Annotated in this window: 17 protein-coding genes, 1 tRNA gene and 1 pseudogene; 9 read left to right on the top strand and 10 right to left on the bottom strand. The window is 66.2% G+C overall.

Going from position 1 to position 23,976, the window contains the following annotated elements; translation table 11 throughout:
- The 3 genes and pseudogenes from ACCQ04_RS15730 to ACCQ04_RS15720 form a co-directional block, all read left to right on the top strand.
- Positions 1-180, top strand: a pseudogene (locus ACCQ04_RS15730) (GNAT family N-acetyltransferase); the annotation flags it as partial.
- A gap of 315 nt (positions 181-495) precedes the next feature.
- Positions 496-1,419 (top strand): TrmH family RNA methyltransferase, encoded by a 924-nt coding sequence (locus tag ACCQ04_RS15725; RefSeq protein ID WP_226427374.1) that lies wholly within the window; start codon positions 496-498, stop codon positions 1,417-1,419.
- Complete coding sequence (locus tag ACCQ04_RS15720) at positions 1,416-2,930, top strand: carboxylesterase/lipase family protein (RefSeq protein ID WP_226427373.1); 1,515 nt, start codon at positions 1,416-1,418, stop codon at positions 2,928-2,930. The genes ACCQ04_RS15725 and ACCQ04_RS15720 overlap by 4 nt, the downstream gene beginning before the upstream one ends.
- A gap of 83 nt (positions 2,931-3,013) precedes the next feature.
- On the opposite strand, the gene ACCQ04_RS15715 is transcribed toward ACCQ04_RS15720, so the two are convergent.
- Positions 3,014-4,978, bottom strand: a complete 1,965-nt coding sequence (locus ACCQ04_RS15715; protein ID WP_372358557.1) for a glycoside hydrolase family 97 protein — start codon at positions 4,976-4,978, stop codon at positions 3,014-3,016.
- A 219-nt stretch (positions 4,979-5,197) separates the two neighbouring features.
- Between ACCQ04_RS15715 and ACCQ04_RS15710 the strand changes: the two genes are divergently transcribed.
- Complete coding sequence (locus ACCQ04_RS15710) at positions 5,198-8,668, top strand: glycosyl hydrolase 2 galactose-binding domain-containing protein (RefSeq protein ID WP_226427371.1); 3,471 nt, start codon at positions 5,198-5,200, stop codon at positions 8,666-8,668.
- A gap of 141 nt (positions 8,669-8,809) precedes the next feature.
- Positions 8,810-11,746: a TonB-dependent receptor gene (locus ACCQ04_RS15705; RefSeq protein WP_226427370.1), complete on the top strand. Its 2,937-nt coding sequence runs from the start codon at positions 8,810-8,812 to the stop codon at positions 11,744-11,746.
- Between the two features lie 236 nt (positions 11,747-11,982).
- Here the strand turns inward: ACCQ04_RS15705 and ACCQ04_RS15700 are convergent, their stop codons facing one another.
- The 5 genes from ACCQ04_RS15700 to ACCQ04_RS15680 form a co-directional block, all read right to left on the bottom strand.
- On the bottom strand, positions 11,983-13,035 hold the full coding sequence (locus ACCQ04_RS15700) for a LacI family DNA-binding transcriptional regulator (RefSeq protein WP_184433700.1): 1,053 nt from the start codon (positions 13,033-13,035) through the stop codon (positions 11,983-11,985).
- A 189-nt stretch (positions 13,036-13,224) separates the two neighbouring features.
- A complete protein-coding gene (locus ACCQ04_RS15695) occupies positions 13,225-14,643 on the bottom strand; it encodes a M28 family peptidase (protein WP_226427369.1) in 1,419 nt (472 codons plus the stop codon).
- 109 nt (positions 14,644-14,752) lie between these two features.
- Positions 14,753-15,184 carry a large-conductance mechanosensitive channel protein MscL gene (gene mscL / locus ACCQ04_RS15690; protein ID WP_024940317.1) on the bottom strand — a complete coding sequence of 144 codons (432 nt, stop codon included), beginning with the start codon at positions 15,182-15,184 and terminating at the stop codon, positions 14,753-14,755.
- Positions 15,185-15,244: 60 nt separating this feature from the next.
- Complete coding sequence (locus ACCQ04_RS15685) at positions 15,245-15,958, bottom strand: fumarylacetoacetate hydrolase family protein (RefSeq protein ID WP_226427368.1); 714 nt, start codon at positions 15,956-15,958, stop codon at positions 15,245-15,247.
- A 216-nt stretch (positions 15,959-16,174) separates the two neighbouring features.
- Positions 16,175-16,450, bottom strand: coding sequence for a hypothetical protein (locus tag ACCQ04_RS15680; RefSeq protein WP_024940319.1), 276 nt, complete (start codon positions 16,448-16,450; stop codon positions 16,175-16,177).
- A 252-nt stretch (positions 16,451-16,702) separates the two neighbouring features.
- On the opposite strand from ACCQ04_RS15680, the gene ACCQ04_RS15675 reads away from it, so the two are divergent.
- Positions 16,703-17,044, top strand: coding sequence for a Rieske (2Fe-2S) protein (locus ACCQ04_RS15675; RefSeq protein ID WP_053045693.1), 342 nt, complete (start codon positions 16,703-16,705; stop codon positions 17,042-17,044).
- A gap of 19 nt (positions 17,045-17,063) precedes the next feature.
- Here ACCQ04_RS15675 and ACCQ04_RS15670 read toward each other — a convergent pair whose 3' ends face one another.
- From ACCQ04_RS15670 to thiS, 4 genes are all read right to left on the bottom strand, one after another.
- Positions 17,064-18,926: an SLC13 family permease gene (locus ACCQ04_RS15670; protein WP_024940321.1), complete on the bottom strand. Its 1,863-nt coding sequence runs from the start codon at positions 18,924-18,926 to the stop codon at positions 17,064-17,066.
- Between the two features lie 74 nt (positions 18,927-19,000).
- Entirely contained in the window at positions 19,001-19,759 is a 759-nt protein-coding gene (gene trmB, locus ACCQ04_RS15665) for a tRNA (guanosine(46)-N7)-methyltransferase TrmB (protein WP_053045691.1), read from the bottom strand.
- A gap of 174 nt (positions 19,760-19,933) precedes the next feature.
- Positions 19,934-20,728 (bottom strand): thiazole synthase, encoded by a 795-nt coding sequence (locus ACCQ04_RS15660; RefSeq protein ID WP_016903327.1) that lies wholly within the window; start codon positions 20,726-20,728, stop codon positions 19,934-19,936.
- Between the two features lie 49 nt (positions 20,729-20,777).
- Positions 20,778-20,978: a sulfur carrier protein ThiS gene (gene thiS / locus ACCQ04_RS15655; protein ID WP_016903326.1), complete on the bottom strand. Its 201-nt coding sequence runs from the start codon at positions 20,976-20,978 to the stop codon at positions 20,778-20,780.
- Between the two features lie 157 nt (positions 20,979-21,135).
- On the opposite strand from thiS, the gene ACCQ04_RS15650 reads away from it, so the two are divergent.
- From ACCQ04_RS15650 to ACCQ04_RS15640, 3 genes are all read left to right on the top strand, one after another.
- Complete coding sequence (locus ACCQ04_RS15650) at positions 21,136-22,953, top strand: autotransporter outer membrane beta-barrel domain-containing protein (protein ID WP_506191509.1); 1,818 nt, start codon at positions 21,136-21,138, stop codon at positions 22,951-22,953.
- Between the two features lie 104 nt (positions 22,954-23,057).
- A tRNA-Gly gene (locus tag ACCQ04_RS15645) sits at positions 23,058-23,131 on the top strand.
- A gap of 409 nt (positions 23,132-23,540) precedes the next feature.
- Positions 23,541-23,927 carry a hypothetical protein gene (locus tag ACCQ04_RS15640; RefSeq protein WP_024939393.1) on the top strand — a complete coding sequence of 129 codons (387 nt, stop codon included), beginning with the start codon at positions 23,541-23,543 and terminating at the stop codon, positions 23,925-23,927.
- The last annotated feature ends 49 nt before the right edge of the window (positions 23,928-23,976 follow it).

Raw genomic sequence — 23,976 nt, 5'->3', positions numbered from 1 at the left:
CGGCTACAGGCAACTGCATCTTCCGCCAGTCGGGCGCGGGACCATCCGGCATCGGCCAGGGTGCTGCTGCGCAACGGCTTCGTCGAAGAAGGCTGCAGCTGCTGCGCGATCATGCGGCCGGATGGGCCGCACGATTTGCGCGTGTTCGCGCGGGTGAGGGTGCCGGCCGATCTGGACTGATCCCGGCCACGTGCGCTGGCGAACGCGTGGGCCAGGCGCATTTGCACGCTGTGGGTTGGCGCAGAACCGGCATCGGCACCGATCCCGTGTGTCCTGCATAGCGGCAACGTCAACCTGAGTCCCTGTGCTGCAGGGCCTCGAAAGCATCGCTTCGGCTACCTCGTATACGGCTCGTTGCGCCAGTGGCTTACCATCGTCGCCAATGCGTCTGCACCGCCGGCTGCGCCGGCCTGCAGGATGACGAACACCGCTGGTGGCGGAGGGGAGACACGATCCCCGCAGCGCCGGCAAGCAACACGAACCCTGGATACGACGATGACACAGCATGATGGACGGGGCGGACGACCGCCGCGCGATGGCGGCAGCTCCGGCGCCTCGCACAATCCCTGGGGCCGCGCCGCGCCGCGCACACCGGCAGCGCGGCCGCCGGCACAGCACGCGCCAACGGCTTACACGCCCGCTGCTGCGCAGTCCGCGGCTTCGTCGTCCGGCGGCAATGCGCGCGAACTGCGGCTGTACGGCATCAACGCAGTGCAGGCCGTGTTCAAGGCGCGCCCGGAGGCGGTGCGCAAGCTGTATCTGAGCGAGGCGCGCATCCCGCAGTTCAAGGCCCTGCTGGCCTGGTGCGTGGCCCAGCGCATCGGTTACCGCGTGGTCGAGGAAGCCGATCTCAGCAAGCTCGCCGCCAGCACCCACCACGAGGGCGTGGTGGCCGATGTGCTGCGCGTCGCCCCGCAGCCGTTGCAGGACTGGCTGGCCGCGTTGCCGCAGGGGCCGGTGCTGGCGCTGTGGCTGGATGGCGTGGGCAATCCGCACAACTTCGGCGCGATTTTGCGCTCGTCCGCGCACTTCGGGGTGGCCGGCCTGCTGCTGCCTGCAGGCTCCACGCTGGGTCTGTCCGGTGCAGCCGCGCGCGTGGCCGAAGGTGGCGCCGAAGCGGTGCCGCTGGTGCAACTGCCCGACACCGCAACGGCGATGGCGCAGCTGCGTCAGGCCGGTTTCGCAGTGGCGGCCACGCTGGTGGAGGGCGGGCAGGACGTGTTCGCCGCCGCGCTGCCGCAACGGCTGGTGTATGTGATGGGCGCGGAGAGCGAGGGCATGGACCGCCAGTTCGCGCGCGATTGCGACCTGCAGTTGTCGATCCGCGGCAGCGGCAAAGTCGAAAGCCTCAACGTGGCATCGGCCACCGCCGTGTTCCAGGCCGCCTGGCGTGCCCGCGCGTTGAGTGGAGAGTTGTGATGCGCCTGTGTGCCGGTCTGCTTGCCGCCGCTTGTGCGTTGAGCGTCAGCGCGCATGCTGCAGCGGCCTCCACGCCTGCCGCACCGCCACAGGTGCGCACCGATCACGGCCTGGTGCGCGGGCAGTGGCAGGACGACGGCAGTGCGGTGTTTCGCGCGATTCCGTTTGCCGCGCCGCCGCTGGGCGCGCTGCGTTGGCAGCCGCCGCAACCGGCCGCTGCCTGGTCGGACGTGCGCGATGCGACCCGGGCCGCCACCCCGTGCGTGCAACCGGCGCTGGGCTGGAACGACGCCATGGCCAGCCGCGGTACGGAAGATTGCCTTTACGTCGAAGTGCAGACGCCAACGCTGCAGCCGGCCAAGCCGCTGCCGGTGTTCGTCTGGATCCACGGCGGCGCCAATGTGGCCGGTGGCGCCGATGGTCATCTGCCGACCAACCTGGTCGCACAGGACATGCTGGTGGTGACGCTGCAGTACCGGCTCGGTGCGCTCGGCTTCCTGTCGCTGCCGGAACTGCGCGATGGCGACCATCAAGCCGCCGGCAACTACGCCTTGCTCGACCAGATCGCCGCGCTGCAATGGGTGCGCGACAACATCGCGCAGTTCGGTGGCGACCCTGCGCGGGTCACCATCGCCGGGCAGTCGGCCGGTGGCCAGGATGTGGGCTTGCTGATGCTCAGCCCGCTGGCACGTGGCCTGTTTTCGGCGGCGATCGAGCAGAGCGGCACCGCCGGGTTCGGATTGCCGGCGCGTTCGCTGGAAGACAATCGCGCGCTGGGTGTGGAGATCGCCAAGCGTGCAGGTATCGACGACCCCGCCACGCGTCTGGCGCAGTTGCGCGCGCTGCCGGTGGAGCAGCTGATCAAGGCCGGGCAGGATGTCGACGTGCCGGCACTGGATGACGATGGCTACATCTGGCTGCAGGCGGTCGTCGATGGGCGCGTGCTGCCGCGTGCGCCGGCCGCGTTGCTGGCCGACGGCGCGCAGGCCCGGGTGCCGCTGTTGATCGGCTATGTGGTGCAGGAGCTGGAATACGGCGGCAAACAGGGTGCACAGGCGCGGCTGCGTCGCGACTATCCGGCGCAGGCCGATGCCGTGCTGCAGGCGCAGCGCACGCATGCGGCGCAGCGTGCCGCACGGCAGGGCGACGCAGCGATGCAGCTGTCCACCGATCTGACCTTCCGTTGCCCGGCAGTGAGCGTGGCCCAGCATCAGGCCGCGCTCGGCGTGCCGGTGTGGCATTACGTGTTCGATACCGCCGCACCGGGCGGGCGGGTCACGCATAGCGCCGAGCTGCCGTTCCTGTTCAAGGGTCTGCCGATCGGCCAGCCGCCGGTGAGTCTGCAGCGCTATTGGGCCGCATTCGTGCAGCGTGGCAATCCCAACACCAAGGGCTTGCCGGCCTGGCCGGCATTTGCGCCCAAGCATGCGGCATTGCAGTTCGACGCCAGTGGCGTGCGCCCGCTCAAGGATGCACGCCCGGCGGTGTGCGCAGGCGTGGACCTGCCGTAATCGATCGCGCGTACCGCCACGGTACGCGCGCTTGACTCAACTCGACTTGGCTCAACTCAGCGGACGCAGCCTGTCCGCCGAGCTTATTTTTTTTGCAGTCGCACGGCGGCGCCGCCGTTTGCAGCCAATGGCAGCTGCAGGCTGTCGTTGGAGGTGAGTTTGCGCGTATCGATACGCACCTCCGTCGGGGCCGCGCCGTCGGCATAGATGGTGGCGGTCCAGCTGCCCTTGCCCAGGAATGCCAGCGGCAAGGTCAGCGTGCGTGCCTGCTCGTTGGTCATTGCGCCCACGTACCAGTCCTTGCCGCTGCGCCGCGCCAGCGCGATGTGTTCGCCGATGGCGCCATCGAGTGCACGTGTCTCATCCCAGCTCGCCGGCACATCGCGCAGGAACTGCGCTGCCGGCACGTTTTCGTATTGTTCCGGGCTGTCGGCGACCACCGCGAACGGGCTTTCGTAGACCACATACATCGCCAGTTGCTGCGCACGTGTGGTCATCACCTGCGGCGCGATGTGCTGCATCTTGAACTCGGCCGGGCGCACATTGCGGAAGCCGCCCGGTGTGTAATCCATCGGCCCGAGCAACATGCGCGTAAACGGCAGCGTGAGGTTGTGGGTGGCGGTGATGCGCGTGGTCCACTTGTTGTACTCGGCGCCGAGCACGCCTTCCTGCGTGAGGTAGTTGGGATAGGTGCGGGTCAGGCCGGTCGGGTGATAGGCGCCATGCAGATCCACCAGCAGTTTGTGCTCGGCGGCCTTGGCTAACAGGCGGTGGTAGAAATCCACCATCTGCTGGTCGTCGCGGTCCATGAAGTCGACCTTGATGCCCTTGATGCCGAGTTGCTGATACCAGGCGAGTGCTTCGTCCATGTGCGCATCCAGCGCGCGCCAATGCGCCCATAGCCACAGCCCGACATCGCGCTGCCGTGCGTAGGCCACCAGACCCGGCAGGTCGAGCTGCTCCACCGGCCGGCGGATATCGGCATCGACGTTGTACTGGCCATCGCCGGTGCTGCCGAAATACCAGCCATCGTCGATCAGCATGTATTGCAGTTTCAATTGCTGCGCGTGATCGATATAGCGCTGAATCGTGGCGGTATTCATGCCCGGCTGTGCCACGCCGCTGGCCAGTGAGCCGGACCACCAATCCCATGCCGATTTGCCCGCGCGCACCCAGCTCGCATCGAAGGCCGGCGGTGGGTTGAGTGCGGAAATCAGATTGGATTCAATCAGGCTGGCCGGGCTGTCGCCCAGCATGATCACCCGCCACGGCGTGGCGAAATCGCGGCCCTTGGCATCAAAGCTGACGGCCAGCGTGGGGTCGTCCAGGCGTGGCGATAATTTCGCCGACACGCCCAGGCTGCCATCCTCGCGGCCGCTGAGATACAGGCCGGCGTAATCGCGCAGGTTCGCCTCGGCAATTGCCAGCGTGGTGCCGCCTGCATCGGTCTGGCACACCAGCGGCAACTCGAGCAGATTGTGCGGGCGCAGCCTGGATGCGGCGATCGCATCGTATTCGCCCTCATGGCTGGTGCCGAAGCGGCCCAGGTTCAAGCTCCAGCATGCGTAATCGCTGGGGAATGCAAAGCTGGTGAGCTCATTGCGAATCCGCACCTCACCGGCGTCGGGCAGCACATAACGCAGCGCAACGCCGTCGTCGTAGGCGCGCAATTCCACTGTCAGGCGTCGCTGTTTGGGGTCCGACAACTGCACGCGCAATTGGCGGTAGTGATCGCGTGCCTGACGCGTCTTGCCCACGGCCAGGGCGAAGCGGCTGTCATGCGTTTCGGTGGTGCTGCCCTGCAACGTCATCGCCTTGCCGAGCGTGTCGGCGCGGCCCAGATCCAGTCCGAGCGGAGCGTCGTCAAGCACGACTTTGTTGCGATACAGCACGCGATAGGTCGGCACGCCGCCCGCGCGCAACGAGAATTCCACCTGCGTACGTGCGTCGGGCGACTGCACCTGCAAACGCTGCGCAGCTGCAGGCAACGCGATCGAACACAGCAGCGCGCACGCCGCCGGTAATGCGGACTGGATCAGGTTTCGCATGAGCCCCTCCTCCTGGGAGCGCCAACCCTAACGCAGAACGGTTGTCGTCGATATCCACCTGGGGTAACGTTACCTCGCACCATGGCCGCTGAAACAGGGGCGGCAGCCACGGGCGGCATCACGACAGATGCAATGACAAGGCGACGACGCGTCGCCTTGGCGGTTGCGTCCAGGTGGTGTGCACCGTTGCTTGGCAGTAGAGCTTGGGAGAGGCCTCTAATGCTGATGGTTCGCAAGGCGTTCCGCCGTGGAGCGCTGTGGTTGTTGTGTGCTTGCATCGCCTGGACTGCAGTGGAGGCTGCACCCGCCGATGCCGATCCGCCCGGTCCCTACGACGTGCGCGTGCTCGCTGGCGGTCTCGGGCTAAGCAAGAAGCTCGCCGCCGGAACACCGCTGCTGGCCGCCGATGCGGATTGGAGCGTGTCCGCCTGGGTGCGGCCCTCCAGCGGGACCACCGGCCCGGCCTTGATTGCCGGGCTCGGTGATCCGCAGGCGGCTGGCCGTTTCTTCGTCATCGACAACGGCCTGCTGGGCTTCGCCCAAGGCGCCGAGCATATGCTGCGCAGCAAGCAGCCGCTGCGCGCCGGCGTCTGGACGCAGGTTGCCGCAATTGCGCAGGGCACGCGCCTGAGCCTGTATGCCAATGGCCGCCAGGTGGCCAGCGGCAACGTGCAGCAAACCGCAGTCGCGCCCACGCTGGTGTTCGGCCCGCGTCAGCAACCGGCGGCGTATACGCAGCACTTCGGCGGCGAGATCGCAGGCTTCACCGCACAGGCCGGCGCACTGGATGCGGCAGCCATCGCACGGCTTGCCGGACAGGCGCCGGATCCTGCGCTGCAGCGCTTTGAAGACGCATCGCCCGGCTGGCGCGTGCAGGTCAAGCAGATGGCAGGGCAACTCGCACCGCAAGCGGCGGCGACCCTGCCGCGGAGTGCCGCGCCCTTCCCGGCGCCGGTCGCCAGGCCGGTATCGGAGGCGCCTGCGCTGCAGCCGCTGGATGCCGCCGCATGGCGGCTCGGTGCATGGCAACTCGCTGCGGCACCAGAGCTCGGTCAGGCCAGCGGTGCGACGCTGTCGCGTAGCGATTACGCTGCCGGCAAGAGCCGCTGGCGCGCCGCGACCGTGCCGGGCACGGTACTCACCACGCTGGTCGATCGTGGCGTGTATCCGGATCCGGATATCGGCCTCAACAACATGGCGATTCCCGAATCGCTGAGCCGGCAGGATTGGTGGTACCGCAGCAGTTTCGATCTGCCTGCAGCACTGCAAGGCAAGCGATTGGAGCTGCTATTCAACGGCATCAACTACGCCGGCGAGATCTGGGTCAATGGCACCCAGGTCGGGCGTACCCGCGGCGCATTCGCACGCGGTCGCTTCGATGTCAGCAAGCAGCTCAAGCCGGGCAGGAACGTCGTCGCGGTACGGGTGTCGCCACCACCGCATCCCGGCATCGCGCACGAACAGTCGATGACGGCCGGTGTCGGCGAAAATGGCGGCATGCAGGCGTTGGACGGGCCGACCTTCATCGCCAGCGAAGGCTGGGACTGGATTCCGGCGGTGCGCGATCGCAATGCCGGTCTGTGGCAGGACGTGCAGCTGCATGCCACCGGTCCAGTGGCGCTCGGTGATACGCAAGTGATCACCGCGAAGCTGGCACCGGATCATCACCGCGCGGAACTCGAAATCAACGTGCCATTGCGCAACGACACTGCCGCAGCAGTGCAGGGCACGGTGCAGCTGGCCTTCGGCGATGTGCGCATCCAGCGCGACGTCACGGTGCCGGCCGGTGGCAGCACGCTCAAGCTCACTGCTGCGGATACGCCGCAGTTGGTCGTCGCCAATCCGCGCTTGTGGTGGCCCAACGGCTATGGCGAGCCGGCGCTGTACACCTTGCAGGCCAGTGTCGAAGTGGCCGGTACGCCGTCGGACACGCAGCAGCTGCGCTTCGGCATTCGTCAGGTGACCTACGAACTGTCGTTGTTCGACGACGATGGCGCGTTGCGCCGCGTCCTGGTCGATCTCAATCAGGCCCGGCAACGCGGCGAGCGCATCGTCGACGTGCGGCATGCAGCGATCCGGCCCGTACCCGGCGGCAATGCGCAATCCCTGTATCCCGGCGCCTTGTCCTCGCCGGCGGTGCAGCAGCTCGACGACAACAGCCTGGCCCCGCATCTGGCACTGCGCATCAATGGGGTGCGCATTGCGGTGAAGGGCGGCAACTGGGGCATGGACGACTGGCGCAAGCGGGTCTCGCGCGAGCGGCTGGAGCCGTACTTCCGTCTGCAGCGCGATGCGCATTTCAATGTGGTGCGCAACTGGGTGGGGCAGAACACCGAAGCTAGCTTCTTCGAGCTGGCCGACGAATACGGCATGCTGGTGCTCAACGACTTCTGGCAGTCCACCCAGAACTACAACATGGAGCCGGCCGACGCGGCGCTGTTCCTGGACAACGCCGCCGAGGTGATCAAGCGCTTCCGCAATCATCCTTCCATCGTGCTGTGGTTCGGACGCAACGAAGGCGTGCCGGCGCCGATCCTCAACGAAGGCCTGGACCAGCTGGTGGCCGAACTCGATGGCACGCGCTGGTATACCGGCAGTTCCAACGAGATCAATCTGCAGGGCAGCGGCCCGTACAACTACCGCGAGCCGGTGGCGTACTTCAACAAGCTGGCGCAGGGCTTTTCGGTGGAAGTGGGCACGCCCTCGTTCTCCACCCTGGAGTCGTTCCAGGCATCGGTACCTGCGGCGCAGGACCAGTGGCCGATCGGCGATGCCTGGGCGTATCACGACTGGCACCAGTCCGGTAACGGCGACACCGCCAGCTTCATGCGCTCGCTGACCGACAAGCTCGGCGCGCCGACCAGCCTGGCCGACTTCGAACGCAAGGCGCAGCTGCTCAACTACGACACCCACCGCGCCATCTTCGAAGGCTTCAACGCGCAGCTGTGGGGCAAGAACAGCGGGCGGCTGCTATGGATGAGCCATCCGGCCTGGCCCAGCAACATGTGGCAGATCTACAGCCACGACTACGACACCCACGCGGCCTACTACGGCGTGCGCAATGCGGCAGAGATGCTGCATGTGCAGATGAACCTGCCCGGCCACGAGGTGGTGGTGGTCAACAACGCGGCCGAGCCGGTGAGCGGCCTGCGCGTGCGCGCAGACGTCTATGCCGCCGACGGAAAGTTGCTGCAGCAGCGCGAGCAAGCGCTGGAGGCCGCGGCAGTTGCGGTATCGGCACCGGTGCTGCAACTGGCGCCGTTGCTCAAGGACACCAATGGCCTTGGCTTTGTGCGGCTGCAATTGCTCGATCGCGACGCGGCCGTGCGTTCGCGCAATTTCTACTGGGTGGCGCGCGATGCGGCGGCCATGCGCGGTCTGGATGCGCTGGCGGCAGTGCCGGTACAGCTCAGCACGCAGCTGCAGGAGGGCGCCGAACCGGTGCTGCGCGCCAGCGTGCGCAATGCCTCGCAGCAGGTTGCGCTCAACACCAAGCTGACCCTGGTGGATGCGCAAGGTCAACGCATCCTGCCGGCGTACTACAGCGACAACTACCTCAGCCTGGTGCCGGGCGAGCAGCGCGAGATCGAGATCCGCGGCCCGTCCGCGGCGAGCCTGCGCAACGCCACGCTGCAGGTGCGCGGCTGGAATGTCGAACCATCAACAGGCGTCGCCAACGGACTTCCGTAGCGGCGCCAGCGCGTTGCCGCGCCGTGCCCCCGCACGGCGTTCGTACTGACGCGCCGATTGCGCGTCAGCCAATACCGCATTGCCGTTGCTGCAATGCCATTCGAAACGGTCGTGGATTGTCGTCATCCCTGGGAGGGGACCATGAACAAGCTGCATTCGAACACCCGCCACACCCCACTGGCCGCCGCACTCGCGGCTGCACTCACCCTGCTTGCCGGCAGCGCAGGCGCACAGGACGCCGGCAACGCCGCCGGGGTCACCGACCTGGACAAGGTCATGGTCAAGGGCGTGCGCGGCGCGCAGGCCGAGGCCATCGAGAACAAGCGCACCGCCGCGCAGATCATCGACTCGATCTCTGCCGAAGACATCGGCAAGTTGCCCGACGTCACCATCACCGATTCGCTGCAACGCGTGCCCGGCGTGCAGATCCGGCGTTCGGCCGGCGAGGGCTCGCAGCTCAATATCCGCGGCATGCCGCAGGTGCAGACCACCATGAACGGCGAGTTGTACCTGAGCGCCGGTGGCGGCGATCAATACGGGCAGCCGAACATCGGCCGCGCACAGCCGGATTTCGTCGATATCCCGCCGACGCTGTTCAGTGGCGTGGACGTGATCAAGTCGCCGACCGCCGCCGATCTGGATGGCGGCATCAGCGGTACCGTCTCGCTGAAGACGCGGCGCCCGTTCGACCTGCCGGAAGGCTGGACCTTCAGCGGCCAGGCCGAAGGCTCCTACGGCGACCGCGTGCAGGAACTCAACGAGCTGTACTCGGGGCTGGCCAGCTTCCGCACCGAGCGCTGGGGCGCGTTGCTGGCCGTGTCGTACTCCGACGCCACGCTGGAGAACAAGCACCCCAGCGTGTATTCCAATGGCGCGCAGAAATCCACCGAGCAGAATGTGGGCTTCGATTTCAACGGCGACGGGCGCATCGGCAGCAACACCAACCCCAGCAATCTGCCGCGCGATTACTTCTACAACTGGGTCGCCACCGAACTGGACAACCGCAGCACCGATCGCCAGCGCACCGGCATCAACGGTTCGTTCCAGTTCAACATCAACGATTCGTGGACGGTGTTGGCCGATGCGGCCTACACCAAGCTCGAAGACCAGGACACCTCGGTGGCCGCGCAGCTGCACACCGGTTGGGCCACCAACCAGTTGCAGCCCGGGTCGGTGGTCGATTCCAACGGCTTGCTGGAATACGGCCAGTTCCGCTACAACCGCTTCCAGGCCCACTCGATGGCCGGCGTTGCCGACTCGGACGCGCTCAACACCAATCTGGAGCTGCGCTTCGATGATGGTGGCCCCTTCCGTGCGTCGTTCCGGTGGGTGCATGGCGATGCGCAGCGCACCTACGACGAAGCGCGTGCCGATGCGGTGGTGACGCGTGGCGACCAGATCACGCGCGCCGGCGGCATCACGCAGTGGGCGAACGCCAACGGCTTGCCGACAGTGGATGCCTCGGTGGATTTCCGTGGCACCTATCCGGCGGTCAACCTCGGCACCGACGTGTCCAACCCGGACAACTGGCAGCTGATGTCGACCTGGGCGCAGGGCAACAAGATCGAAGCGACGATGGACGCGTTCCGCGCCGATGGCACCTTCGAGTTCGACGAGGGCGTGGTGCGCGGCTTCCAGTTCGGCATCCGCTACGGCGAGCGCGAGGTCAAGCTGGATACCTATCGCTATCTGTCGCCGGTATCGACCAGCTGCGCCGACCCGAACCGTTCGCTGTATTACTTCAAGGATCCGCTGATCGTGGACACCTGCAGCGGCGTCTCCGAAGCGCGCCTGCTGCCGTTCAATTCGATTCCCAGTTACTGGGCGTATTTCAACGACTTCGATCCGCTCAAGGTCACCGGCCTGGGCAGCCAGGGCCTGCCGGCGATCAACCCGCAGGTCATGAAGGACCCGGTGGGTTATCTCAACAGCCTGTATCCGGGCAACGTGGCCTACCAGCAGGCCGCCGACTCCTACAAGGTCACCGAAAAGAGCACCGCAGCGTATTTTCTGGCCAATCTGGAAGGCGGTACCGGCAGCGCGGTCCCGTGGACGGCCAACATCGGCGCGCGCATCGTGCAGACCAAGCTGGCGATCGACCAGTACCTGAGCAGCGGCAATGTGTTCATCGGCAATGTCGAATGGAACGGCGTCAGCCCGGCGATCGGTACCAATCGCCTGAACCGCCAGTACACCGACGTGCTGCCCACCGCCAACCTGTCGCTGGACATCACCAACGCGCAGAAGCTGCGCTTTGCCTACAACAAGGCCGTGGCGCGCCAGGACCTGCCCGATCTCGGGCGCGGGCTGGTGAGCTTCTATGCGGTCAACGGCACGCCACCGCGCAACCCCGCGTTGCCCTCGGATGCGGTGCTGTTCCTCAATGGCCGCTCCGGCAATCCGGATCTCGATCCGTATCGCGCGACCAACTACAACGCCTCGTGGGAATGGTATTTCTCCGATGCGTCGTTGGTCAGCGTGGGTGCGTTCCTGATCGATGTGAAGTCGTTCCCCACCACGGTGACCAATATCGAGCTGTTGCCCGACGCCGATGGCGTGGCGCGGCTGGGTGGCCCGGTGGAGCGCATCGTCAACGGCGGTGGCGGCAAGATCAAGGGCTTTGAAGTGGGGTATCAGCAAGCCTTCGACTTCCTGCCCGGCTGGTTGAGCGGCTTCGGTACCAACATCAACTACACCTTCTCCGATGCCGATACCGACAACACCGATATCGACGGCAACACCTTGCCGATCGGCGACAACTCCAAGCATCAGGCCAACGCGGTGCTGTGGTACCAGAAGGACAAGCTGCAGGCGCGTGTGGCCTACAACTGGCGCAGCAAGCGCTTCAGCCAGGTCAACAGCGGCGCCTGGGGCGACGAGCTGGCGATCTGGAACGACGACGTGGGCTATCTCGATGCGTCCTTCAGCTACGACGTCAACGATCACCTGACCCTGTACGCCCAGGCGACCAATCTGACCGGCGAAAGCGAGCGGCGCTACGCGCAGTGGACCAACCACTACTACGACCAGAACATCTTCGAGCGTCGTTACTACGCGGGCTTGCGTCTGCGCTTCTGATCCGGCTGCACCGTTGTGCGACCCAGCGCACCCTCGCGCTGGGTCGCGCATGTTTCGCTGTTGTCGCTCTCCAAGCGGTCATTGCGCTTTCTTCCCGTCGCCGCCGAGTGCGGCGCTGCAGTACGCCTGACGGCAACGTCGGGCACCCTCCCATTCGGCCGCATCGTCGGGAAGCGATGTGGCCGTTTTTTTAGCGTGATGCCGCAGGCGTTACACGGTGCCGATCGATGCGGCGCTTAGCGCGCCGGTGGCCCCGCCGTCGAGCCGCGCTTGACCACGGTGTACTTCATCACCTGATGCACGCCCTGCGCGGGAGCGCCCTTGCGTCGCTGGCGGATCGCATCGGCCAGCAGCGACACCGCCGCGCGGCCCATCGCGGTGACCGGTTGATGCACGGTAGTGAGCTCGGGCCAGATGGTGGTGGCGACCGGGGTGTCGTCGAAACCGGCGACCGATACATCTTCGGGCACGCGAAGGCCCAGGCCGTGTGCGACCGCAACGGCGGCTGCCGCCATATCGTCGTTGCTGCAGAACAGGGCGGTGGGCGGTTGCGCCTGCGCAAGCAGGCTGCGCGCGGCGAGCAGGCCGGAGTGATAGGTGAACAGACCGTCTGCCATCAATTCTTCGGCTACGGGCAGGCCGGCAGCCTGCAGGCTGTCGAGATAGCCGTTGGCACGTAACGCACTGGGCGTGTGCTTGGGGTCGCCCTTGATCAAGGCGATGCGGCGATGGCCGAGTTCGATCAGGTGATCGACGATGGCGCGCGCAGCCTGGTAATCGTCGATGCGCACCGAGCTGATCTGCGCCATCGGTGCGCCGCTCGCCACCGCCACGACCGGGATGCCGCGTGCATCGAGTTCGGCGATGGTCTGGCGCGAATCGCATAGCGGGGGCGGCAGGATCACGCCGTCCACGCCGGCCGCCAGCAAGCGCTCGGTGGCGGCACGCTGGCTGCGGATGGCGCCGCATTTTTCCACCAGCACCTGGCTGCCATTGAGGCTGCTCTGTTCGAGCAGCCCGAGCATGAATTGGTTGAGGTAGGCCGCGCTGGGATTGCTGTACAGCACGCCGATGCGCAACAGGCCGCTGGTGCGCAACGAACGGCCGGCCAGGTTGGGGCGATACCCCAATGCCTGGACCGAGGCTTCCACACGCACGCGCATCTCCTCGCCGACATGCGGGTGGCGGTTGATGACGCGCGAAGCGGTCATCGGCGAGACCCCGGCGTGCTTGGCGACATCCAGCAGGGTTGCCGCGTTGTTCGCACTGCGTTGGCGCTTGGCCGCCATTGTGTGTGCTCGTCCTGGAGTGGAAGCGAAAGGCGGGTGGCGTGCTTGAGACCTGCAGCGACCAGGACGTGCCTGGCCGCTGGCAATCGTCGCTGCGATGTCGGTATCGGCACAGATCACGCGCAGCGTGCGCGTGCCCTGTGCCGCGCGCACTCAACCGAGGTGCGCCCGCGACGTCTGCAAATGCAGTTATTCGCTCGGCGGCTGCACGCTTTTTGCGCGGCTGCCGAAATCGCCATCGGCTTCGGCCGCCAGGTACGCAAACACCGTGTAGGCCGCGACGTTTTGCGCAAGCGCCTTGGGGTCGATCTTGTCCAGCGTGTCGTCGGCGGTGTGGTGCAGGTCGAAGTAGTCGGTGCCGTCCTGCGCCAGCCATGCCCAGGCGCCACCCTTGGCGGAAATCGGCCCGACATCCGGGCCGGGGCCGCCCTTGCTCGGCTCATACGCGATGCCCAACGGCGCGAGTACCTCGGCAATCTGTCTGGTCGCTGCGCGCGACGCCTCCGGTGCCGCCGAGCCGGTGTTGAACGCATAGATGCGCCCGGCACCGAAGTCGCTCTCCGCGCCGATCTGATGCAGCGCCATGTCCTTGGCATCCTTGCCGTGCGCGGCCGCATACGCCTTGCCGCCGTACAGGCCTTGCTCCTCGTTGGCGAAGGCCACCACGCGGATGCTGCGCTTGGGCGCCTGCTTGAGTTGGCCGATCAGGTGGCCCGCGGCCATGGTGATCGCCACGCCTGCACCATCGTCGATCGCGCCGGTGCCCAGATCCCACGAATCCAGATGCCCGCCGATCACCACCACTTCCTTCGGCTTGCTGCGTCCGGTGATTTCGCCGATCACGTTGTAGGAGGTCGCGGTGCCGTCCCAGCCGCAATCCAGCGCCAGCCGCACACGCGTGCTGCCCAGCGCGGTCAGGCGCGCGAGCTGGTTGGCATCGGGCACCGACAACGCCGCTGCCGGTACCGGCGTCACGCCTTCATCGAAGCGGGTGATGCCGGTATGCGGCACGCGGTGCGAGTCGGTGCCGGCCGAGCGCATCACGAAGCCGATCGCGCCCTTGCGGATCGCTTCCGACGGACCCTTGCTGCGCACCGCGCCGCCATTGCCGTAATCCTTGCCGTCGCGCGCCTTGGTCATCTGGTAATCGACGAATGCGATCTTGCCGGCCAGCGAGCCGGCCGGTGCGGCCTGCAGTGCGACCAGGTTGTCGAAGCGCACCACCTCGCCTTCGACGGTGCCGCCCGGGCTGCCGCCCAGTGCAGTGATGTGCAGGGGCTGCGCATGTGCACCGATCACCGCCGCCTGCTCGCTGCGCCGCTGCCATTTGGGAAAGCTCACCGGCTCGGTCCACACCTTGTCGAAGCCCAGCGACTGGAACTTGGCCTTGGCCCAGGCCACCGCGCGCGGATCGGCCTCGCCACCGGCAATGCGTGGGCCCACTTCGGTAGTCAACGATTCCACCACCGCAAAGCCGGTGGTGTCGGCCAAGGCCTGCTCGCGCAGCTGCGCGGCGGTGCGCAGCGCGCCATCGGCGATGGTGGTCTGTGCGGCAAGCGCGGGTGTGCAGGCGAGTAGGGCAGAGATGGCAACAGCGAGGCGACGCATGCAGGGCGGCTCCAACGACAAGGGGACCCCGAGCTTATCAGCGCGAGGTCCCCCGTCTGCGTGCGAAAGGTCATCCTCCTGCGCGAAGTTGCGCAGCGGATGTGTCCGCTTACGGCACGCCCGGTGTCTTCAGTGTGTCGTTCTTCAACGAATCGCGAATCTCGCGCAGCAACAGCACTTCTTCGCTCGGGCCCTTGGGAGCATCCGGCTTGCGGTGGGTCAGGCGGTTGATCAGCTTGACCACCATGAAGATCGCAAAGGCGATGATCACGAACTGCACGACGGTGTTGATGAAATCGCCGTAGCCGATCGCCACTGCCGGAATTTCCTTGCCGGTGGCATCGACGCCGGCCGGCTTGAGCACCCAGGCCAGGCGCGAGAAATCCACATTGCCGATGGCCCAGCCGATCGGCGGCATGATGATCTTTTCCACCAGTGCAGTGACGATCTTGCCGAACGCTGCACCGATGACCACACCGACCGCCAGGTCGATGACATTGCCACGCATCGCGAATTGCTTGAATTCGCTGACCATTCCCATAGCGCACTCCAGATGCGGTCGCGGACCAACTGCCGCAGGGTGATCGTAGCGGGCCGCGTGTCAGCCCGCGATGATGCCGTGGCGCTCGGCAACGTTTTCCAGGCGCGCACTGAACTGATCGCCGGGCAGCAGCGGACCGACACCGGCCGGCGTGCCCATGAAGATCAGGTCGCCCGCGCGCAATGCGTAGAGTTTGGAGAGCTCATGCAAAATCTCCGGCACGTTCCAGATCATCTGATCCAGCAACGACTGCTGACGCACCTGGCCGTTGACCTCCAGCGACAGGTTCAAGGCCTCCAGCGCGCCCACTTCGCCGGCATGCACCAGCTCGCTGATCGGCGCGGAGTGGTCGAAGCCTTTGGCGATGTCCCACGGCAGGCCCTTGGCCTTGGCCGCTGCCTGCAGGTCGCGTCGGGTCAGGTCCAGGCCCACGCCGTAGCCGTAGATCAGCGCCTCTGCATGCTCCACCGGCAACTCGCCGGCCGGCGCATCGCTGCCCAGTGCCACCACCAGTTCCACTTCGTGGTGCAGTTCCTTGGTGCCCGGCGGGTATGGAATGTGGTCGCCGTGGCCGACCACGATCGCATCGGCAGGCTTCATGAAAAAGGTCGGCTGGCCACGCTCGGCCTTGGAGGCAGGCGCAGTGGCGCCCATCTCGCGCGCGTGATCGGCAAAGTTGCGGCCGACACAGTAGATGCGGTGCACCGGAAAGTTACCGCCACCAACCACCGGAATGCGCGGAACATCGGCGGCGGGAATCACATCGTGGGTCATGCACGCATCCTTGGGGAACGGGGCACGTGAGTCTAGCCGTTTGCCCGTGCATGACGGAACCGTCGCGCTGCAGCGTGCAGTGCGGCGCAACGTCTGGCTGGCAGGTCTGCGATCACGGCTTGCATCGGCGCATGCAAACTCGCGCAGGCCGGTCAATACCTGCGCGACTGATTCGGGATTGGATGCTCACCGCGCTGGAGGCGGTGGACTGGTGCTTCAGTGCGACAACGGCAGCGCAGGCTTGCGCACCACGCGGTATTCGGCCTCGACCACGCGGGTGTGCTGCGGCGTGCGACGGTTCGATTTGCTCAGCAGCTTCCAGGCAATGCCGCCCAGGATCATCGCCGCGCCCACGAACACGCTGAAGAAAATCAGCACCGCAAGGATGACCAGACCAGCCAGGCCGGCGGCCACGCGCACCAACGGGTGACGCGGCTTGCGCGGGGCAAACAGGTGGTGGAGGTTACCGAATTGGAAGATGCGTGCAGGCATGGCGGTGGGCTGCCGGGCAGGAAACAGGCAGGCAGTATCGTTGCGGTTTCATGTCATTGAGTGAAAACTTCGTTAAAAGTTCGCTCGTTTTGTTAAATCCATCACATCGGGTGTGCTGGGCGATTGTCGCTCTGGCAGCCCGGAGCACCGCCCATACGGGCCGGCAAGCGGGCGAATCGCAGCCCGCCGCATGGCGTCGGGGCGATGCAGGCGCATGCCACAATCGCAGTCCGTTCTCGAACAGCAGACCGCATGTCTTCGTCATCGTCCACCACGCTTGCCGAACTGGCGCAGATTCCCGACGCCGGATTTCTGGAAGTCGAAGCGGTCTGGGACGGCGGCCCGGAGTCCCTGGTGCTGTATCGCGACGGCGCCCAGGTGCGCGCCTGGTTGAACGTCTGCCCGCACGCCGGCCGCCGGCTGGACTGGGCGCCGGGCCAGTTCCTCAAGACCAAGGACGGCCATCTGGTGTGCGCAGCGCATGGCGCAGCGTTCGAGCTCACCGGCGGCGAATGCATCAGCGGCCCGTGCCGCGGTCAGTCACTGCTGGCGGTGCCGGTGCGCATCGAGGGTGAGCAGGTGGTGCTTGGGTGACTGCTGAAAGTGGTGCGGCTCAGCGCGCTGCCCACCAGAACATCAGGTTGATCATCGACACCATCACCACGATGTAGATCAGCGACAGCGGTGCGCCCACGCGCCACAGCTCGCGCGGCTGATAGTTGGCTGGGCCCGCCACCATCGAGATCACCGGGTTGGAGGCCGTCATCAGATTGTTGGACGCCGACAGCGCCACGATCAGCGCGAATGCGGTGGGGTTGCCGTTGGCGGCCAGCGCCAGGTTGACCGCAATCGGCACCATCACGATGGTGGCGCCGACATGGCTGATCACCAGCGAAAACGCGGTGGTCAGCAGCGCCAGGCTGATTTCCAGCGCCCATACCGGAATGCCTTCGGGCAGGCGGTCGATGGTGTGGCCGGCCACCCAGGCCGCGGTGCCGCTGCTGTCCATCGCCCAGCCGAGTGGAATCAGGCCGGCCATCATGAAGATGGTCTTCCAGTTGATCGAGGCGTAGGCCTCGTCCATGCGCAGCACGCCGCTGACCAGCATGCAGGCCACACCGGTCATCAAGGTCAGCGCCACCGGCAAGCGCGAGGTCAGCGCGATCAGGATAGTGAAGGCGAAGATCGCCATGGCAATCTTGAACTTGTGCGGGCGCTGCTCGCCCTTGGGGAAGTCGGTCACCGGCACGAAATCGCGGCTTTCCGCCGCCTGCGCCAGGTCCTGCCAGATGCTGTGGAACACCAGCATGTCGCCGCCGCGCAGCGGCACGTTGCGCACGTCCTCGCGGATCACCTGCTTGTCGCGGTTGATCGCCAGCAGGCTGATGCCGCTCTGCTTGCGCAGGCGCAACTCGGCCGCGGTCTTGCCGATCAGCCGCGAGTTGGGCGGGATCAATGCTTCGGAAATGCCGGCCAGGCTGGGGTTGAACAGATCGCCCAGGTTGCGCAGGCGCGAGGACATGCGCAGGAACTGGTTCTGCGCAAAGTCGGTCACTTCCTGGCGCGGCCCCATCGCCCCGAGCACGCTGCCGACCCAGATACGCATGTCGGCCGGCGGCGCCAGGCGGGTGTCGTTGCCGGTCTTCAGGGCCAGCAACAACGGCGCGTCGTGCAGCGCTTCGGCCTCGCCCAGGGTCATGCCGACCAACGGGCTTTCGGCGCTGACGGTGAGCTCGAACACGTCGCCGTCGATGCCGTAGGTCTTGGCGAAATAGCTTTCGGTGCGCGAGGGTGTGACGCCTTCGTTGATCAGGCGTTCTTCTTCGATCAGCTTGCGGTCGCCGTAGAAGCGGAAGTACAGCAGTGCGGCGATCAGCAAGGCCACGCCGATCGGCAGCGGCGCGAACATCGTCAACGGCTCGATGCTGGCCATGCCCGAGGGCAGGTTGTTGTTGGCGGAGACCAATAGATCGTTGAGCAGGATCAGTGGTGAATTGCCCACCATGGTCAGCGCGCCGCCCATCACGATGGCTGCGGCGATCGGCAGCAGCATGCGTTGCAGGGTCAGCCCGGTGCGCGTGGCCAGCCGCGAGGCGACCGGCAGGTACAAGGCCATCACCGACGGGTTCTGCATGAAGGACGAATTCAAACCGGAGATGGCCAGCGTCATCATCATCAGGCGTTGTTCGCTGCCGTGCGAGCGCCGCAGCAACCAGGTCGCCAGCCGATTCAACGCACCGGTGCGCTCCAGCCCCGCACCAAGAATGGTGGTGGCGATGATGCTCATCACCGCGTTACCGGAAAAACCACCGAACAGTTCTTCCGGCGCCACCAGCCCGGTGACGCCCAGCACCACCAGCACGATCAAGGCCACCACGTCGGCGCGGATGCGCTCGAACAAAAACATCGCCATCGTGAAACCGACCAGCCCGAGGACGAGCTTCATATCGTTGGTCAGTGTCAGCGCGGTGTCCATCGGGGCAGGGATTCGGGATTCGGGAGTGGGGATTGGTCAGGCGACTGCGGCGTCGAGTATGCGGGGTAGCGCTGTTACGAATCCCCAATCCCTGCTCCCGAATCCCGGTCATAAACCAGATCCCACACGCCGTGGCCGAGCTTCTGGCCGCGGGTTTCGAAGTGGGTCTGCGGGCGCCAGGCGGGGCGTTCGACGTGGCCGCGCGGGCCGGCGCGATTGACCAGGCCCGGGGTGGCGTCGAGCACGTCCCACATCTGTTCGGCGTAATCGGCCCAGTCGGTGGCCGCATGCAGGCGGCCACCATCGCGTAGCTTGCGCACCACCAGCTGCGCGAACGCCGGCTGGATCAGGCGGCGCTTGTTGTGGCGCTTCTTGTGCCACGGATCGGGGAAGTAGATGCGCACCTCGTCAAGCGCGCCATCGGCGATCTCGTGCTCGAGCACTTCCACCGCGTCGTGGTGATACAGGCGCACATGCGTGCTGCCATCCTCGTCCAGCGCATTGAGCAGGCGACCGACGCCGGGCGCATGCACCTCGATGCCGATGTAATCGCGGCTGGGGTCCTGCTGCGCGGCAAAGCGCAATGCCGCGCCATTGCCAAACCCGATTTCCAGCACCTTGGGTGCGGGACGGCCGAAGGCCGCATCGAGATCGCGCGGCGCACCGCTGTAGTCCAGGCCGAAGCGCGGCCACAGCTCGTCGAACGCGCGCTGCTGCGCCGGGGTGAAGCGGCCCTGGCGCAGCACGAAGCTGCGCACCTGCCGGCGGCCCTCTTCGATGGTGAAGGGCTTGGGCGGCATCTTGGCGCCGTCGCTGGTGAAAGGATCAGTCATGAGGAAGTCACATCAAAAAACAAAAGCCCCTCTGCCTTGGGGAGAGGGGTTGGGGTGAGAGGGTACGGCGTGAGGGAGAACGTGCAGCGACGCGCGATCCAGCAACGGCCACATCCGGCACGCCACACGGCCAAGCGGTGCGCATCGACGGCAATGTCAACGCAGTCCACCCACTCATCCAATCACGCCATCTACCGGACTCGACGCCGAGGCATACCGCTTGCGCGGAATCCGCCCGGCCAGGAAGGCTTCGCGTCCGGCCTCGATCGCCTTGCGCATCGCGCTCGCCATCAGGATCGGATCGCGCGCACCGGCAATGGCGGTATTCATCAGAACGCCATCGCAGCCCAGCTCCATCGCGATTGCCGCATCCGACGCCGTGCCTACGCCGGCATCGACAATGATCGGCACCTTGGCGTTTTCGATGATTTCCAGCAGGTTGTACTTGTTCTGGATGCCCAGCCCGGAGCCGATCGGCGCGGCCAGCGGCATCACCGCCACGCAGCCGATTTCTTCCAGGCGCTTGGCCAGGATCGGATCGTCGGAGGTATAGACCATGACGTCGAAGCCGTCGGCGACCAACTGCTCGGCAGCCTTGAGCGTCTGCACCACGTCCGGATACAGCGTGCGCTCGTCGCCGAGCACCTCCAGCTTGGTCAGGTTGTGGCCGTCCAGCAGCTCGCGCGCCAGCCGGCAGGTGCGCACCGCGTCTTCGGCGGTGTAGCAGCCGGCGGTGTTGGGCAGCAGCGTGTAGCGATCCGGCGGCAGCACATCGAGCAGGCTGGGCGCGTTGGGGTCCTGGCCGATGTTCACCCGGCGGATCGCCACGGTGACGATCTGCGCGGCCGCCGCTTCGGTGGCCAGGCGGGTTTCGTCCAGGTCCTTGAACTTGCCGGTGCCGGTCAGCAGGCGCGAACGGTAGGGCTTGCCGGCGATGATCAGCGCATCAGAGGGGGCGGTATTGGTCATCGGGTAATTATCACCGATCGCGCGCAGCTGCGCCGGCCTGCGCGTCGCATCAACCGCCGCCCAGCGCGTGCACGATCTCCACCACATCGCCGGCACGCAACCGGTGCGTGGCATGCCGCCCGCGTGACACGATTTCGCCATTGATCTCCACCGCCACGCGCCGCTGTGCAAGACCTTCCTGCTCCAGCAGGGTGGCCAGCAGCAGGTCGTCGGGAATGTCGCGCGGGGTGCCGTTGAGTTGAATGTTCATGTCATCATTGTGGCATCGCGTGCCGTCAGGGCGCGCGTTTTTGCGTTATGCGGCAATGCAGCGTGAGCGCGGGCGGCGAGGGTGAAACCATGTGCCATTCGCCGGCGTACGTCAGCAGGTCCGGTCCAGTTCCACACTACCTTGAGCAGGCACTCCCATGGCTTCAACCCTTCGCCCGATCCGTTCCCTGATGGCCGTGGCCATCGCCATTGCGGCCACCCCGGCCATGGCCGCGTCTGCGTTCGACCAGACCGTGTTCTTCGGTGACAGCCTCACCGATAGCGGCTACTACAACCCGTTGCTGCCGGCCGCCTCGCGCGCGGTCACCGGCAAGTTCACCACCAACCCGGGCTGGGTCTGGGCTGAGTACGTCGCCGACCATTACGGCACCAATGCTGCGCCCAACGGCAATGGCCAGACCGGCGACAACTACGCCGCCGGCGGCGCCCGCATCCAGGCCGGTTCGAGCAGCGTGCTCGGTGCCGCGCCCTCGGTGACCAGCCAGATCAACACCTACCTGAGCGCCAACGGCGGCCAGGCCAACCCGAATGCGCTCTACACCGTATGGGGCGGCGCCAACGATCTGCTCGCCGCTGCCGCCGCGCCGGCCCAGGCGCAGGCCATCATCGGCAACGCGGTCACCGCGCAGGTCGGTGCAGTCGGCGCCTTGCAGGCTGCCGGCGCGCGCTATGTGATGGTGCCGACCATTCCGGACGTGGGCATCACCCCGCGCTTCCGCGCCGGCGGTGCCGCCGCGATGGCGCAGGGCACTGCTGCGGCAACCGCCTACAACACCGCATTGTTCAATGGCCTGCGATCGGCCGGCCTGCGCGTGATCCCGGTCGACACCTTCCACATCCTGCAGGAAGTGGTTGCCGATCCGGGCACCTACGGCTTCAGCAACGTCACCAGCACCGCCTGCAACCCCGCCGTGCCGCTGCCGGCCTGCAACCCGACCAGCCTGGTCGCTGCCAACGCGCCGAACACCTATGTGTTCGCCGATGGCATCCATCCGACCACCGCCACCCACCAGATCCTGGGCGAGTACGCCATCTCGCTGCTGGAAGCCCCGCGTCTGCAGCAGGTGCTGACGCATTCGGCGCAGGCGATCGGCCGCGCGCGCGCCGACCAGGTGGCCTGGCATCTGGACGGCAAGCCGGACGCCGATGGCCTGCGTTGGTGGGGTAGCGTGCGCGGCGACATGCAGCGTTACGACCACGCCGATCTGTACGACGGCATGGCCCCGGCCGGCCTGTTCGGTGTGGACTGGACTGCGGGCGACCTGGTGTTCGGCGGCTTTGCCGGCTTCGGCAGCATGGACGCCGACTTCGGCAACCGTAACGGCAGCTTCAAGCAGGACGACGCCACGCTGGGCGGCTTCTTCGGCTGGTACACCGGCCCGGTCTGGGTCAACGCGCAGGTCAGCTACAGCTGGCTGAGCTACGACGTCGACCGCGAAGTGCAGCTGGGGCCGGCCACCCGCGTACACAGCGGCTCGCCGGATGGCAGCAACCTCACCGCCGCGGTCAACGCCGGCTATTCGCTGGGCGAAGGCAACGTCAAGTACGGCCCGGTGGTCGGCCTGACCTGGCAGAAGCTCAAGCTCGACGGCTACACCGAGAGCAACGAAAGCTCCACCGCATTGGGCTATGCCGATCAGGACATCGACTCGATGGTCGGCCGCATCGGCTTCCAGGTGCGCCTGGACGGTGCTGCGGTCAAGCCGTACCTGCAGGCGACCTACGACCACGAGTTCAAGGACGGCACCGAAGCCCGCGCCTGGCTGCAGTCGATGCCGGAAGTGGGCATGTACACCGTCCCCGGGCAGAACTTCGATCGCAACTACGCGACCGTCGTGCTGGGCGCCCGCACCGGCCTGTGGGGCCTGCAGAGCAACATCGGCCTGAGCACCACCACCGCCCAGCGCAGCGCCCGCGACGCGACGCTGTTCGTGAATTTCAGCGGCAACTTCTGATCCACGCACCACATGCGTTGCAAACGAGGGCCGGGCAACCGGCCCTCGTCACATCTGTGCATTGCGCCCGGCCCCCGCACCCGCCTAAACTCTCGCAACGCCGTGCGGGCGTAGCTCAATGGTAGAGCTGTAGCTTCCCAAGCTACTGACGTGGGTTCGATTCCCATCGCCCGCTCCATGTCCGGCAGGTGCCTCTGACGATCTTGTCCGCTGTGCCAGAGCGCAATCGCTCTATATCCGATCCGTCCTAACTGAATTGCTTACCTTCTGGGTGGTCGCTGCGCGATTGCGCTTACCCCCCGACATGCCATTTCAGGGCGTAGCCCAGGCCTCCGCAGTCGATGGCAACGATTGGTTTTCAGCTGTCGGTTTTTAATCGCGGATCGGATGTTTTCGTCGGCTACAACCGATTGTGACGGTGCCGCCGGACTTAACAGTTAGTGTTTGACCCGGCATTGATTGCAGCGCGCTTGGAGCGAATAACGCCAGTTGCGCGCTTCGCTATTTCCTTGCCCATGGTCAGGAACCTCCTGATTGAGCGGGCTCGCGGCGATGGGCATAGTGGCAGCCATCATCGAGCGAGCACCATGACCGCCACGCATCCTCAACTCATCGGCGCACTTCTGAAGGGCATACGCCGCGCCGAATCCGCGCGTGCCGCCTCGGTTGCTCACCGCGCCGAGCAGATGCGTTTTGGTTACGGCACGCCGGACGATGCTGGCAAGGTGCTGGAGATGTTCGCGCTGGATTCCGAGCAGATTCGCGAGCTGGGGCTGGTGGGGGTGGAAGAGCTGGGCGAAGCGGTCTGCCATGCCTGGTCCATCAACGCCGGCGAGCTGGATCGGGTGGTGCAGTGGTTTTCTGTGCCCAGGGTCGAGTTTGTCGGCAAGCACTGCGGTGAGCTGATCCGGGCCGGGCGCATCGGGCCGGTGCTGACCATGGCCCGCGAGCATGCCTTGCTGCGCCATCGCTGAGCGCAGCCAGACTCGGGCGCGTCCTGCCGCTTTACGCTAGCCGGCGCAG

Origin of the sequence: Xanthomonas sp. NCPPB 2866, from assembly GCF_041475745.2 — a bacterium.
In the GTDB taxonomy this organism is placed as follows: Bacteria; Pseudomonadota; Gammaproteobacteria; order Xanthomonadales; family Xanthomonadaceae; genus Xanthomonas; species Xanthomonas arboricola.
This window is presented reverse-complemented; position numbering and strand designations above follow the sequence as displayed.